Origin of the sequence: Sphingomonas aerophila (genome assembly GCF_014199305.1) — a bacterium.
Lineage (GTDB): Bacteria > Pseudomonadota > Alphaproteobacteria > Sphingomonadales > Sphingomonadaceae > Sphingomonas > Sphingomonas aerophila.
Genome location: NZ_JACIJK010000002.1, coordinates 40,071 through 53,743 on the forward strand (window position 1 = coordinate 40,071; position 13,673 = coordinate 53,743).

General features: G+C 64.4%; 14 protein-coding genes. 8 read left to right on the forward strand and 6 right to left on the reverse strand.

Annotated features, from left to right (window positions below):
• Positions 1 to 24: 24 nt before the first annotated feature.
• Both pyrG and secG read right to left on the reverse strand, forming a co-directional pair.
• The gene (gene pyrG / locus FHS94_RS02960) at positions 25 to 1,659 is read right to left on the reverse strand and encodes a CTP synthase (RefSeq protein WP_184054531.1); all 1,635 of its coding nucleotides are present in this window, start codon (positions 1,657 to 1,659) and stop codon (positions 25 to 27) included.
• An 86-nt stretch (positions 1,660 to 1,745) separates the two neighbouring features.
• Positions 1,746 to 2,144 carry a preprotein translocase subunit SecG gene (secG, locus tag FHS94_RS02965; RefSeq protein ID WP_184054533.1) on the reverse strand — a complete coding sequence of 133 codons (399 nt, stop codon included), beginning with the start codon at positions 2,142 to 2,144 and terminating at the stop codon, positions 1,746 to 1,748.
• Between the two features lie 234 nt (positions 2,145 to 2,378).
• Here secG and FHS94_RS02970 point away from each other — a divergent pair, with 234 nt between their 5' ends.
• The 8 genes from FHS94_RS02970 (at position 2,379) to eda (ending at position 9,758) form a co-directional block, all read left to right on the forward strand.
• The gene (locus FHS94_RS02970) at positions 2,379 to 2,720 is read left to right on the forward strand and encodes a MarR family transcriptional regulator (protein WP_184055254.1); all 342 of its coding nucleotides are present in this window, start codon (positions 2,379 to 2,381) and stop codon (positions 2,718 to 2,720) included.
• A gap of 4 nt (positions 2,721 to 2,724) precedes the next feature.
• Positions 2,725 to 3,033, forward strand: coding sequence for an SH3 domain-containing protein (locus FHS94_RS02975; protein WP_343055135.1), 309 nt, complete (start codon positions 2,725 to 2,727; stop codon positions 3,031 to 3,033).
• Positions 3,030 to 3,956, forward strand: coding sequence for an N-acetyl-gamma-glutamyl-phosphate reductase (gene argC, locus FHS94_RS02980; RefSeq protein ID WP_184054535.1), 927 nt, complete (start codon positions 3,030 to 3,032; stop codon positions 3,954 to 3,956). The genes FHS94_RS02975 and argC overlap by 4 nt, the downstream gene beginning before the upstream one ends.
• 15 nt (positions 3,957 to 3,971) lie before the next feature.
• Complete coding sequence (zwf, locus tag FHS94_RS02985; protein WP_184054537.1) at positions 3,972 to 5,435, forward strand: glucose-6-phosphate dehydrogenase; 1,464 nt, start codon at positions 3,972 to 3,974, stop codon at positions 5,433 to 5,435.
• Between the two features lie 135 nt (positions 5,436 to 5,570).
• Positions 5,571 to 6,278: a 6-phosphogluconolactonase gene (gene pgl / locus FHS94_RS02990; protein ID WP_184054539.1), complete on the forward strand. Its 708-nt coding sequence runs from the start codon at positions 5,571 to 5,573 to the stop codon at positions 6,276 to 6,278.
• A 77-nt stretch (positions 6,279 to 6,355) separates the two neighbouring features.
• Positions 6,356 to 8,167, forward strand: coding sequence for a phosphogluconate dehydratase (gene edd / locus FHS94_RS02995; protein WP_184054541.1), 1,812 nt, complete (start codon positions 6,356 to 6,358; stop codon positions 8,165 to 8,167).
• 14 nt (positions 8,168 to 8,181) lie between these two features.
• The gene (glk, locus tag FHS94_RS03000; RefSeq protein WP_184054543.1) at positions 8,182 to 9,156 is read left to right on the forward strand and encodes a glucokinase; all 975 of its coding nucleotides are present in this window, start codon (positions 8,182 to 8,184) and stop codon (positions 9,154 to 9,156) included.
• Positions 9,153 to 9,758: a bifunctional 4-hydroxy-2-oxoglutarate aldolase/2-dehydro-3-deoxy-phosphogluconate aldolase gene (gene eda, locus FHS94_RS03005; protein WP_184054545.1), complete on the forward strand. Its 606-nt coding sequence runs from the start codon at positions 9,153 to 9,155 to the stop codon at positions 9,756 to 9,758. The genes glk and eda overlap by 4 nt, the downstream gene beginning before the upstream one ends.
• A 349-nt stretch (positions 9,759 to 10,107) precedes the next feature.
• Here eda and mltG read toward each other — a convergent pair whose 3' ends face one another.
• From mltG to fabG, 4 genes are all read right to left on the reverse strand, one after another.
• Complete coding sequence (mltG, locus tag FHS94_RS03010) at positions 10,108 to 11,073, reverse strand: endolytic transglycosylase MltG (RefSeq protein ID WP_184054547.1); 966 nt, start codon at positions 11,071 to 11,073, stop codon at positions 10,108 to 10,110.
• 75 nt (positions 11,074 to 11,148) lie between these two features.
• Positions 11,149 to 12,408, reverse strand: a complete 1,260-nt coding sequence (gene fabF, locus FHS94_RS03015) for a beta-ketoacyl-ACP synthase II (RefSeq protein WP_184054549.1) — start codon at positions 12,406 to 12,408, stop codon at positions 11,149 to 11,151.
• 190 nt (positions 12,409 to 12,598) lie between these two features.
• Positions 12,599 to 12,835 carry an acyl carrier protein gene (locus FHS94_RS03020; RefSeq protein WP_019515010.1) on the reverse strand — a complete coding sequence of 79 codons (237 nt, stop codon included), beginning with the start codon at positions 12,833 to 12,835 and terminating at the stop codon, positions 12,599 to 12,601.
• Positions 12,836 to 12,929: 94 nt separating this feature from the next.
• On the reverse strand, positions 12,930 to 13,670 hold the full coding sequence (gene fabG / locus FHS94_RS03025) for a 3-oxoacyl-[acyl-carrier-protein] reductase (protein ID WP_184054551.1): 741 nt from the start codon (positions 13,668 to 13,670) through the stop codon (positions 12,930 to 12,932).
• Positions 13,671 to 13,673: the final 3 nt, after the last annotated feature.

A 13,673-nucleotide genomic window follows, 5' to 3' on the forward strand; every position in this document is an offset into this window, starting at 1 on the left:
CCCTGGGGCGCTCCGCAGCTAGCCTTAAACCAGGCGGCTCTGCTTCACCGCCGCTCCGATAAAGCTTGCGAACAGAGGATGCGGGTCGAAAGGCTTGGACTTCAGCTCCGGATGGAACTGAACGCCGACGAACCAGGGATGATCCGGCCGCTCGACGATCTCTGGAAGGGTGCCGTCAGGTGACATCCCGCTGAACACAAGGCCGCCCTTTTCCAGCGCTTCCTTATACCCGGTGTTGACCTCGTAGCGGTGACGATGCCGTTCTGAGATCGTATCGCTGCCGTAAATCGAGGCGACCACGCTGTTTCCGTCCAGCCGGGCCTCGTAAGCTCCCAGTCGCATGGTTCCGCCCAGGTCACCAGAGGCCTGCCGCTTTTCAAGGCCGTCGCGGCCCATCCATTCGGTGATCAAGCCGACCACTGGCTCGGGCGTCGGGCCGAATTCGGTCGAGGAAGCGTCGGCGATACCCGACAGGTCTCGTGCCCCTTCGACGCAGGCCATCTGCATGCCGAAGCAGATGCCGAAGTAAGGTATCTCCCGCTCACGGGCGAAACGGACGCTCTCGATCTTGCCCTCGGCTCCGCGTTCACCGAACGCGCCGGGAACCAGGATCGCGTCGCACGGCTCAAGCTGACCCGCGATCTCGCTCTTGTTGCCTTCAAACAGCTCGGCATCGATCCAGCGGATGTTGACCTTTACCCGGTTCGCGATGCCACCATGGACCAAGGCCTCGTTCAGCGACTTATAGGCGTCCTGGAGGCCGACATATTTGCCCACGACGCCGACCGTCACCTCGCCCTCCGGGTTGGTCAACGCGTCGACGATGTGCTGCCAACGCGACAGGTCGGGCTTGCCCTGCGCCTCCAGACCGAACGCGCGAAGAACCTCTGTGTCCAGTCCTTCGGCATGGTATTGCAGCGGCACCGCATAGATGCTCTTCGCATCCAGCGCCGGGATGACCGAGGACGCGGGCACGTTGCAGAACAGGGCGATCTTGGCCCGTTCGGACGCCGGCAAGGGCTGCTCGCAACGGCAGACCAGCACGTCCGGCTGAACGCCCAGCGCCGCGAGCTCGCGGACGGAATGCTGCGTCGGCTTGGTCTTCAGCTCACCCGCCGCTGCGATGTACGGGACCAGCGTGACGTGGATGGAAATCGCCTGGCCGCGGCCGACCTCGTTCTTAAGCTGACGGATCGCCTCGATGAACGGAAGCGACTCGATGTCGCCGACCGTGCCGCCGATTTCGCAGAGTACGAAGTCGAGGTCGTCCGTCTCCGCCCGGGCAAACGCCTTGATCGCGTCCGTCACGTGCGGGATGACCTGAACCGTAGCACCCAAGTAATCGCCGCGCCGTTCGCGCTCGATAATCGTCTTGTAGATGCGACCAGACGTGACGTTGTCTGACTGACGACTCGCCACGCCAGTGAACCGCTCATAGTGGCCAAGGTCGAGGTCAGTTTCGGCGCCGTCGTCCGTGACGTACACCTCGCCATGCTGATACGGGCTCATCGTGCCCGGATCGACGTTGAGGTAAGGGTCGAACTTTCTGATCCGAACCCGGTACCCGCGCGCCTGGAGAAGGGCCGCGAGGGAAGCCGCCATAAGGCCTTTGCCGAGCGACGAGACCACGCCGCCGGTGATGAAAATGAACCGCGCCATGGGAAGAAACGCCTAGCTTGGATAGGGGGCGCACGACAAGCACCCGCATGACACGGGTCGTCGCAACGCCGGTGTCGGTTTAGCCCTTAGCGAGCGAGCGGAACCGCCGAATTGTCTGCAGGAGCCGTCGCATTACCTTCGGTCGCCGCCGCAACGCCAGCCGCGCCCTGTAGCGCAGAAGCGTCCGCCGGTGTGTTCGGCACCGCGTCACGGCTCGGCAGCGGGGCCGACCGGGCGAGCGACGTGTCCACCGCCTGGGTCTGACGCGTCGAAGCGTACACGGCTAGGCCGATCGACATCAAGACGAACAGAGTAGCGAGGGTCGCGGTCGCGCGCGTCAGGAAGTCCGCCGCGCCCCGTGCGCTCATCAGGCCGGACGGGCTGCCGCCCATGCCGAGCCCGCCGCCCTCCGACTTCTGCATCAGGATCACGCCCACAAGCGCCGCGGCGATGATCGCGTGAATGACGAGAAGAAAGGCAAACATGAGCTGATGGTAATCCCGAGTGGGCCGACGATGGCTGAAGTTGGCCACATAGGGCCAAGCGGCGGGCCGATCAACCAGTGGGCGTTAACGAAGGCTAAGATGACGAAAAACGTGGGATTCTGCTGGGATACTTGAACCTCGGGTGGGCGTTATGACCGCGCAACGATTATTCTCGTAAAAGAAGCAGGAACCTTAGCGATGGCAAGTGCGGCAGCCCAAACGCTATCGGCCTGGATGGGCGCGTTGGTTGATTATGTTCGTTCGGGGGAACCGGACCTGACCAACCGGCAGATGGCACTTCTGCTGGTAGTCTACCTTTCCCCGGGACCGCATACGGTGCGTGGCCTCGCCCGCGCACTTAACGTATCGAAGCCAGTGGTGACGCGCGCCTTGAACAGGTTGGGGGCGCTCGGCTATCTGCGCCGTCAACGCGACGATGCCGACAAGCGCAACATCTTTGTCGCGCGCACACCTGAAGGGGCGGACTTTCTTGAAGAATTCGGGCATTTCATCGACGACGCAGGCGCCGCCGCCCCCAAGCGCGCCGCAACGCAGCGCCAACCCGCCCTCGCGTGAGCATGTGGCGCTGACGGGTCGTTCGGTACAGCTCGATCCGCGCGTCCATGCGGTCAGGCCTGATCTTGCCGACATGCGCCTGGCAGCGCGGGTGTTTGCCCCTCACTATGCGGCGCCCGTGTCTCGCCGGGTCAAGGGCACGACGGCATTGAGGGCGGAGCGCGACGCCGCATCGGCCGTGATCGCGACGTTGGCCGACGGCGCCACCTTCGAGCTCTTGGATCTTCTCGGCAGCGATGCCTGGGGTGTTGCGCCGGCGGAGCAATTGGTCGGCTACCTTGCTGCCGACGCACTGGTGGAGCCGACTCGTTGAGCGTTTCCGTTTTCATCGACGGTGCGGCCGGCACTACCGGACTCGAGATCCGCGAACGGCTGGACGGACGAACCGACGTATCCGTTTCAACGCTGGATGGCGACGCTCGCCGTGACCCGGCCGCTCGCCGCGACGCCATCAACAACGCCGATGTCGTAGTCCTGTGCCTGCCCGATGATGCCGCGCGAGAAGCCGTTGCGATGATTGGCAACCCTCGCACACGCGTGATCGACGCATCCACCGCGCACCGAACTGCTCCTGAGTGGACCTACGGCTTTTCCGAGATTGAGCCCGACGGCGCGGCACGGATCGCGGGCGCGACAAGGGTCAGCAACCCCGGATGCTATCCAACAGGCTTTCTGGCTCTGGTGCGGCCACTGATCCGTGAAGGGCTGCTTCCAGCTTATTCGTTGCTCAGCGTCAACGCGACGTCGGGTTATTCGGGTGGCGGCAAGGCAATGATCGCCGAGTTCGAGGGCGGCGCTGGTAGTGCGTTTCGGCCCTATGCGCTTAGCCTCGGCCACAAGCATGTTCCCGAGATGACTGTCCATGCCGGGCTGCGTCACGGACCGATCTTCCAGCCGGCTGTCGCAAACGTCTATCGCGGCATGGTGGTGGAGGTGCCGCTACACCTCGCCCACTTCACGTCGGGCACGACGCCGGCCGACATACGCGGCGTGCTGAACGACGCGTATCGTCCAGGCGGGCTGGTCCGGGTGTCGCAAGGTAACCGCGCGACGCTGGGGATCGAAGACGACGCCGGCACGGATCGTATGACGCTGCACGCGTTTTTCGATGCCGAAACAGAGCAGGTCCGGCTGATCGCAACGCTCGACAATCTCGGCAAGGGCGCGGCTGGAGCGGCCGTGCAGAATCTGAACATAATGGCCGGGCTCGACCCGCTCGCCGGCCTAATCCTCTAAGCGGAGTAAAATCGCATGCAGCGCAATCCCGTGAGCAAGCTGCTCTTGTTCGGCGCGACCGGCGATCTGTCGCGGAGGATGCTGCTGCCCTCCCTCTATGGCCTTCATGCCGACGGATTGTTGCCGCACGGCTTGACCATCACTGGCTCGGCACGGTCGGACATGGACGATGCAGGGTTCCGCGATCTCGCCAACAAGGCGCTGGACGAATTCCTGCCCGCGGACCGCAAAAACGAGGGCGCGCTCAAGTCTTTCCTGGAGCGGCTTGTGTTCCAAGCCGTGGACTTGTCCGACCCGTCGACCTTCAAGCCGCTCGCGGACAAGATCGGCGACGTCTCGGGCGGCCTCGCGATTTATCTCTCCACTGCACCCTCGCTGTTCGAGTCTGCCGTTAAGGGCCTCGAGTCGGTGGGCCTGGCTGGTGATACGGTGCGGATCGCGCTGGAGAAGCCGCTCGGCTACGATCTCGCGTCAAGCCGCCACATCAACGACACCGTGGCGACCGTCTTCCCGGAAACCCGGATTTTCCGGATCGACCATTATCTTGGCAAGGAGACGGTTCAGAACATTCTGGCGTTGCGGTTCGGCAATTCCTTCTTCGAACCGGTCTGGAACGCTCGTGGGATCGACAACATCCAGATAACGATCGCGGAAAAGGTCGGGTTGGAAGAGCGTGCCGGATATTATGACGGTGCGGGCGCGCTGCGGGACATGGTGGCCAATCACATTCTTCAGCTTGTCGCCCTGGTCGCGATGGAGCCGCCGGCACATTTCGACAAGGACGCGGTACGCGACGAAAAGGCAAAGGTCTTTCGTTCGCTTCGCCTGATCGCGCCGGAAGAGACGCCGAATGTCACCGTAACCGGCCAGTACAGCTCCGGCGCGTCGGGTGGTGAGATCGTCAAGAGCTACACCGACGAGCTCGGCAAGCCCTCGAACACCGAGACGTTCGTCGCGATCAAGGCGCATGTCGACAACTGGCGCTGGCAAGGCGTGCCCTTCTACCTGCGCACGGGCAAGCGCATGGCGTCGCGCCAGTCCGAGATTGCGATCCAGTTCAAGCCGGTCCCTCACTCCATGTTCCAGGGGCGCGGCGGTCTGCTTCAGCCCAACGTGCTGGTGATCCGGTTGCAGCCGGAGGAATATGTCCAGATGTTGGTCATGGCGAAGGAGCCGGGACTGGATCGCGAGGGCATTCGCCTACGCGAGGTACCATTGAACCTGTCCATGGATGCAGAGTTCGCCGGTTCGCGCCGTCGTATAGCCTATGAGCGGCTGCTGCTCGACCTGATCGAGGGCGACCAGACGCTGTTCGTGCGCCGTGACGAGGTGGAAGCACAATGGACCTGGATCGACGCGATCCGCGCCGGCTGGGATGCCAATGGCACGAAGCCCAAGAGCTATGCGTCGGGAACCTGGGGGCCCTCTGCCGCGATCGCGCTGACCGAGCGCGACGGGGTCACCTGGCAGGACGATTGATCATCTAACCAGCCGCACCACTTCCTGTAACCTGGTCCAGGCGATAGCGCCGGGCAGGTTCGCTTGCCTGGCCCCTTCGACAGGCTTGGGGCGAACAGTGTAGAGGCGCGGCTAACCACCACGGAGTTGAAGAACATGAGCGAAGAAATTGAGTGGTGGGAGTATGATGATGCCGCCGAAATGGCCGAAGCGGTCGCCGGCGACGTGCAGTTCATCATCGAAAGCGCGATCGACGCGCGTGGCGCGGCGGTCATCGCTCTGCCCGGCGGAAATACGCCCAAGCCGATCTATGCCATCCTGACCCAGGCCAAGCTGGATTGGAAGCGCGTCACAATCGTACCCACGGACGAGCGGGTTGTACCGCTTGGCGACCCCCTCTCCAACGTCACCCTGATCGGGAAGTCGTTCATCCCGAAGGGCGCCCGTGTCGTGCCGATCGTTCCCCAGGCGACCAAGGACTACAAGGCTGCCGGCAAGTCTGCGGACGCGCTGATGCAGGACCTTCATTGGCCGCTGGACCTGTGCCTGCTGGGCGTGGGCGGTGACGGTCATACCGCATCGATCTTCCCCGGCCCCGACTTCGACGAAGCGTTGAACGGCCCCAAGGAGCGCCGCGCGCTGGGTGTCATGCCCGATCCGCTGCCACCCGAAGCGCCTGTCGCGCGCGTAACGCTGTCGCGGCAAGGCATCGTGACAGCGCGCGCACTGATGATCGCGGTAACCGGCCAGGGCAAGCGTGACGTGATCGAGAAGGCGATCAAGCAGGGCGCGGGATCGAGCTATCCGATCGGGCGTGTGCTCGCGGACGCCGAACTTCCCGTCGATATCCACTGGGCGCCTTAAAGCGTCATTGATCCCGGGTCCTGCCACGGCGGGAACCCGGGCTGGACCCCCGCCCGAGCCGGGGTACAAGAGGCCATATGCACCCCCAAGTTCTCGCCGTCACCGACCGCGTTATCGAGCGTTCGCGCCCGTCGCGCGCAGCCTACCTCCAGCTAATCGAGCGGGAGGCGGATAGCGCGATCCGGCGCCCCAACCTTGGGTGCGCGAACCTTGCCCATGCCTATGCTGGAACACAGGAGGACCGGGACGCGATGCGTCACGGGCAGGGCATGAACATCGGCCTGGTCACCGCGTACAACGACATGCTGTCGGCGCACGCGGTCTATTATCGCTATCCCGAACAGATGAAGGTCTGGGCGCGCGAGGCAGGCGCGACGGCGCAGGTCGCGGGTGGCGTGCCGGCGATGTGCGACGGGGTGACCCAGGGCTATGCCGGGATGGAGCTGTCCTTGTTCAGCCGCGACACCATCGCGCTGTCGACGGCAATCGCCCTGTCCCATGGCACGTTCGAAGGGGCGGCCCTGCTCGGCATTTGTGACAAGATCGTGCCAGGTTTGCTGATGGGCGCGCTGCGCTTTGGCCACCTTCCTATGATCCTGATCCCCGGTGGCCCCATGCCGACCGGCATCCCCAACAAGGCGAAAGCGGCGGTGCGCGAGGCGTTCGCGGAGGGCAAGGCCGGTCGCGACGAGCTGCTGGAGGCGGAGATCGGCGCCTATCACAGCAAGGGTACCTGCACCTTCTACGGCACGGCTAATACCAACCAGATGATGATGGAGGTGATGGGCCTGCACATGCCCAGCGCGGCATTCGTCAATCCGGGTACAAAGCTTCGCCAGGAATTGACCCGAGCGGCGGTGCATCGCTTGGCCGCCATTGGGCAGCGTGGCAATGATTACCGCCCACTGGCTCGCTGTGTTGACGAGAAGGCGATTATCAACGCAGCGGTCGGGTTGCTGGCGACTGGTGGGTCGACCAACCACCTCCTCCACCTGCCCGCCATCGCGCGCGCGGCAGGCATCATCATCGATTGGGAGGACATGGACCGTCTATCCGCCGCGGTGCCGCTGATCGCGCGCGTTTACCCCAACGGGGCAGCGGACGTGAACGGGTTCGAGGAGGCGGGCGGAATTGCGTTCGTGATCCGGGAGCTGATCGGCAGCGGGCACCTGCATCGCGACATCATGACGGTCGCGGGCGATGACCTGGCCGCCTATGGCGAGAAGCCGGTGCTGGATGGCGACACGCTGACCTGGCGCGATCCGGGCGAGAGTGGCGATGAAACCATTCTGCGTCCTGCCGACCGCCCCTTCTCTCCCGACGGTGGCATGCGCATCCTTCAGGGCAATCTTGGCCGGGCCTGCATCAAGGTGTCGGCCGTCGAGCGAGCCCGCTGGATCGTGGAAGCGCCAGCGCGGGTGTTTGACGACCAGCTCGACGTGCTCGAGGCGTTCAAGGCAGGCGAGTTGGAGGGCGACGTTGTCGTCGTAGTCCGCTTCCAGGGCCCGCGTGCGAACGGCATGCCCGAGTTGCACAAGCTGACCCCGCCGCTGGGCGTGCTTCAGAACCGGGGCTATCGCGTCGCGCTGGTCACCGATGGCCGAATGTCAGGAGCCAGCGGCAAGGTGCCGTGCGCCATCCACCTCAGTCCCGAGGCGCTCGGCGGTGGCCCGATCGGGCGGGTACGCGATGGCGACGTGATCCGAGTCGATGCTGTGACGGGGACACTGGACGCGCTGGTGGATCCAGCCGAATGGGCCGCGCGGGCCTTGGCCGAGGCGCCGCAGACCGCCACGGGCATGGGTCGCGAGTTGTTCGGGATGTTCCGCGGGCTTGCCGACGAGGCTGAGAAGGGCGCATCGGCGGTGCTCGCGGGTGCAGGGCTTTGACGAAGGGAAACGGCATGGAGTTGGTCGCGGTCGACATCGGGGGTACGCACGCGCGCTTTGCCATAGCCGAGGTTGCTGGCGGTAAAGTCATATCACTGGGTGAGCCGATCACGCTGAAGACCGCGGAATATGCCAGCCTGCAGACAGCATGGGCGGCGTTCAGCGCGCAGCTTGGCCGGCCTGCGCCGCGTGCAGCGGCAATTGCTGTCGCGTCTCCGATCACTGGCGATGTAATTCGCCTGACCAACAACCCCTGGGTGATTCGCCCCTATCTGATCCCGGAACGGCTGGGTGCGGATGTCTGGACGCTGATCAACGACTTCGGCGCGATCGGGCATGCTGTCGCGCAGTTGCCCGCCGAGCATTTCGACCATCTTTGCGGCCCTGAAGTGTCACTGCCGGACGACGGCGTGGTCACTGTCTGCGGCCCTGGAACCGGCCTTGGCGTCGCGCAGGTGTTCAAGACGGCGGGCCGTTATCATGTGCTGCCGACCGAGGGCGGGCACATCGACTATGCCCCGCTGGACCGGATCGAGGACGCGATCGTCAAGCGGCTTCGTGGGCTCTATACGCGTGTCTCGGCTGAACGGCTGTGCGCCGGGCCCGCGATTGTCGCCATTTACGAAACGCTGGCCGAGCTGGAGGATCGCCCTGTGGCCAGCCGGGACGATCGGACCATCTGGACGGAAGCGCTCGACGGCACCGACCCTATTGCGCTCGCGGCGCTGGATCGTTTCTGCCTCGCTCTGGGCGCGGTGTCCGGTGACCTCGCGCTGGCGCATGGGGCGAAGGCGGTGGTAATCGCCGGGGGTCTGGGGCTCCGGATCAAGAACAAGCTGATCCGATCAGGCTTCGACCAACGCTTCGTCGCCAAAGGTCGCTTTCAGACAATGATGGCCGGTATCCCGGTCAAGCTTATCACCCACCCGCAACCGGGCCTGTTCGGGGCTGCGGCCGCGTTCGCCCAGGAACATCAGGAACAGGCATGACCGACATCGCCAACATCATGCGTACCAGCGCGGTCATTCCCGTGCTGGTCGTTCACGACGTCGCCCAGGCACGCCCGCTCGCGGAGGCGCTGGTCGCCGGCGGACTGAAAGTGCTGGAGGTGACAATGCGCACTCCCGTCGCGCTCGATGTCATCCGCGAAATGAAGCTTGTGCCGGGCGCGATCGTCGGCGCAGGCACCGTGGTGTCGACCGACCAGTTCGAGCAGGTCATGGACGCGGGCGCCGAATTCATCGTGTCACCGGGCCTGTCGGAACGCTTGGGTGAGCGGGTCGTGCAGAGCGGCGTCCCTTTCCTGCCCGGCGTTGCGACGGCTGGCGACATCATGCGTGGGCTCGAGATGGGGCTGACCCACTTCAAGTTCTTTCCCGCTGAAACATCAGGCGGGCTTCCGGCGCTGAAGGCATTGGCGGCTCCCTTCTTCCAATGTCGGTTCTGCCCGACCGGTGGGATCACGGAAGCGAACGCGCCCGACTGGCTCGCATTTGATCCAGTGTTGTGCGTCGGCGGCAGCTGGGTCACGAGTGGCACGCTGGCCGAAATCGAAGCCAAGGCGCGCTCCGCGACAGCGCTCAAGCGCTGACCGAAGGCCGAGCGCGCGAGACGTTCTGATTGGGCTTGTAGCGCTCGCCTAAGGTATCAAGCGCCAGTCCCGCAGCCTGCCGACCACCCGCCCGAGGCGTTGTGCCTGCATCAACGGGTGCGTGGTCACTTTCTGACCATTTTGGCGGCAGCGAACGTCACATCATGCCTAGGCGTCCGAAGCAGCAAATCACTGGCGATTGATGGCCGATCCTGCCGAATAGCTTCCACTCGAACCCGTTCTCGCCTGCCCGCGACGAGAACGGACGGGGGGCTGCGCGTAGGGCAGAGTTCGCGACCAGTTGGGAGCTCCCACCTGTAGAGTAGTCAGCCGGAGTTGATGCTGACGCTTAGATGCCGTGCGCCGCGCGATAAGCTCGCCACTTCGCGACGTTCGCATTGTGCTCGGCCAGCGTGTTCGCGAAAACATGCCCGCCTGATCCGTCCGCCACGAAGTAAAGGGCGGGGCTGGACGCGGGGTCGAGCACCGCATCGATCGAAGCGCGACCGGGATTTGCGATCGGCCCTGCCGGCAGTCCGGGCGACGCATAGGTGTTGTAACCGTTCTTGGCCCTAAGTTCCGAAAGCAGGATGCGGCGGCCAAGCGGGCGCCCCTTGGTGATCGGGTAGATCACGGTCGGGTCGGCTTGCAGGGGCATGTGCTGGCGCAGGCGGTTTGAATAAACAGCGGCCACCATCCGCCGCTCTGCAGGCTTGCCAGTTTCCTTTTCCACGATGGAGGCGAGAACGATCGCCTGTTCGGGGGTGGTGACCGCCAGGCCCGGTTTGCGCTTCTTCCAGGCGGCTGCGAGGTAATCGCGCATGGCCGTCTGCATCCGTGCCACGACCTCCATCCGAGTGTCGCCGCGCTGGAAAGCATAGCTGTCGGGCAGGATCGAGCCTTCGGCTGGAACCGGGACCGAACCGGTCAGCCCATCCGCCTTGGCGAGCGCGTCATGGACCAGCACCGATGGATAACCCTCCGGCACCACGACCAGGTGCTGCAGCACCTTGCCGCCTTGGAGCATCTTCAGGATGTCAGCTGGCGACGTGTGCGGCGGAATTCGATACTCGCCAGCCTTGATCGGATCGGACGAGCCGAACAGCCTGGCGAGCACCCGGAAGCGGGAGGCGGACGAAATCGCGCCCGCCCGCTCCAGACCGCGCGCAGCCGACGCGACGCTGGCACCTTGCGGCACCTGGAACGTCAGCGTCTGTTGCGCCGGCCCTGCCCCGCCCCAGCTGCGCACGACCGTAACGATCGCCACAAGCGCGACAAGGCCAAGGATCAGTCCGAGACAGCCGACTTTCCGCATTTCCACTCCAGGTGTCCGCATCGGCGGAAGGCCACTGCGTCCACACACCGTCATCGACGGGGCGCGGACATCCGCTTAAATGGCCTTCATCACCAACGAGGCGTTCGTGCCGCCAAAGCCGAAGCTGTTGTTGAGCACGGCGCGGACGCGACGCTGCTTGGCCTGATGCGGCACAAGATCCACGCCAGCGCAGTTCTCGCTCGGATTGTCGAGGTTGAGCGTCGGCGGCACCACACCGTCGCGCATCGCCAGGATGCAGAAGATCGACTCCACCGCGCCCGCTCCCCCCAGCAAGTGGCCGATCGCCGACTTGGTCGAGCTCATCGACAAACCGTCGAGCGCGCTGCCGAACAGGCGGCGCACCGCGCCCAGCTCCAGCTCATCACCAAGCGGCGTCGACGTGCCGTGCGCGTTGACATAGTCGATGTCGTCGAGCGCAAGGCCGGACTTGCGGATCGCCATCTCCATCGACCGAAACGCGCCCGATCCCTCCGGGTGGGGTGCGGTAACGTGGTAGGCGTCGCCCGACAGGCCATACCCAATCACTTCGGCATAGATCTTTGCGCCGCGTGCCTTGGCCCGCTCATATTCTTCAAGCACGACAATGCCTGCGCCCTCGCCCATCACGAAGCCGTCGCGATCCTTGTCCCACGGGCGGCTTGCCCGCCAGGGCTCGTCGCGAAAGCCTGTCGAGAGAGCGCGTGCCTGACCAAACCCGGCAATGCCGATCGGACAAATCGTGCTTTCCGCACCGCCTGCCAGCATGACGTCCGCATCGTCCATCGCGATCATGCGAGCGGCATCGCCGATCGAATGCGCGCCGGTCGAGCAGGCCGTGACCACGGCGTGATTCGGACCCATCAGGCCGTATTTAATCGACACCTGGCCCGAGATGAGGTTGATCAGGCGACCATGGACGAAGTGGGGGCTGACGCGCTTGGGACCCTTGCTGGCCAGCACCAGCGACTCGGACTCAATGCCCGGCAGGCCGCCGATGCCCGAGCCAATCGAGCACCCCGCCCGAAAGCGGTCCGCTTCCGGCATGTCGGTAAGGCCCGCATCTTCGAGCGCCTGGCCAGCAGCATCAATGCCGAAGACAATGAACGGATCAACCTGGCGCTGGACCTTGTGGTCGACCCGCTGGCCTGGATCGAACCCATATTCATGGTCGGCCGGCTTCACTTCGCACGCGTAGTTCGAGTGGAAGTCGGTCGCGTCGAAATGGGTTATGGTGCCCGCCCCGGACTTGGCGGCGACGATGTTTTTCCAGGCAGTCTCAACGTCCGCACCAAGCGGTGTCACGAGGCCCAGTCCGGTTATCACAACACGGCGCATCGGTAGTCTTTCCCTGAAAAAACAACAGGTCTTGAAACGGCAACAGGCCCAGCCCCGTTCGGGCTGAGCCTGTGTTGGGCACCATCGGCGGCTTTAGCCCCGACGGTAAGCCCGATGCCCTCACCTTCACCCTGAATTTGGGAGCGAAGTGCAGCCCTTCAACAAGCCCAGGGCTATCGGCGAGCGGCTATCAGCCCTTGTGCTCGTCGATATAGGTGATCGCGTCCTTCACGGTCGTGATCTTCTCGGCGGCGTCGTCGGGGATTTCCACGCCGAACTCCTCCTCAAAGGCCATCACCAGCTCGACGATGTCGAGGCTGTCCGCGCCCAGATCGTCGATGAAGCTCGCATCTTCGGTCACCTTGTCGGCTTCTACGCCGAGGTGCTCGACAACGATCTTCTTCACGCGGTCGGCGGTTTCGCTCATGATAGTCCCTCTTCGTTCCTTGCGGAATGGTGTGTTCCTGAACGCCCGTATAACGCGGTTGTTCTAGTGGCAAGCGGCACTTCGGCCGCAGCCGTCACACCATGGCCATGCCGCCGTTGACGTGCAACGTCTGGCCGGTGACGTAGCCCGCTTCCCGACTGGCGAGATATACAACCGCGGCGCCGATGTCTTCCCCCGTGCCCAGGTCGCCCGCAGGGATCCGGGTCAGCAGCGCCGTCCTTTGTGCCTCGGGCAGCACATCCGTCATCGCGGAACGAATGAAACCGGGCGCGACGCAGTTCACGGTAACGTTACGGCTGGCGAGTTCCTGCGCCAGCGCCTTGGACATGCCGACCAGCCCCGCCTTGGACGCGGCATAGTTCGCCTGGCCGGGATTTCCTGTCTGCCCCACGACCGAGGTGACCGAGATCACCCGGCCATAGCGCGCCTTCATCATTGGCTTGGCGGCCGCGCGGACCAGGCGGAACGCTGCTTCCAAATTGACGCGGATCACCTGGTCCCACTCGTCATCTTTCATTCGCATGACGAGATTGTCCCGGGTGACGCCGGCGTTGTTGACCAGAATGTCGAGCCGTCCGCCCAGCGCTTGCACCGCCTGGGGCACCAGCGCGTCTACCTGTGCCGCATCCGACAGGTCACAGGGCACCGCCACATGATCGCCGCCCAGCGTCGCCCGGAAGCCTTCAAGCTTTTCTGCGTTCGAGCCGGACAACGCCAATCGGGCCCCCTGCCCAGCCAGCGCGCGGGCGATGGCCGAACCGATGCCGCCGGAGGCGCCGGTGACAAGGGCAGTCCTGCCGGTAAGGTCAAACATCCG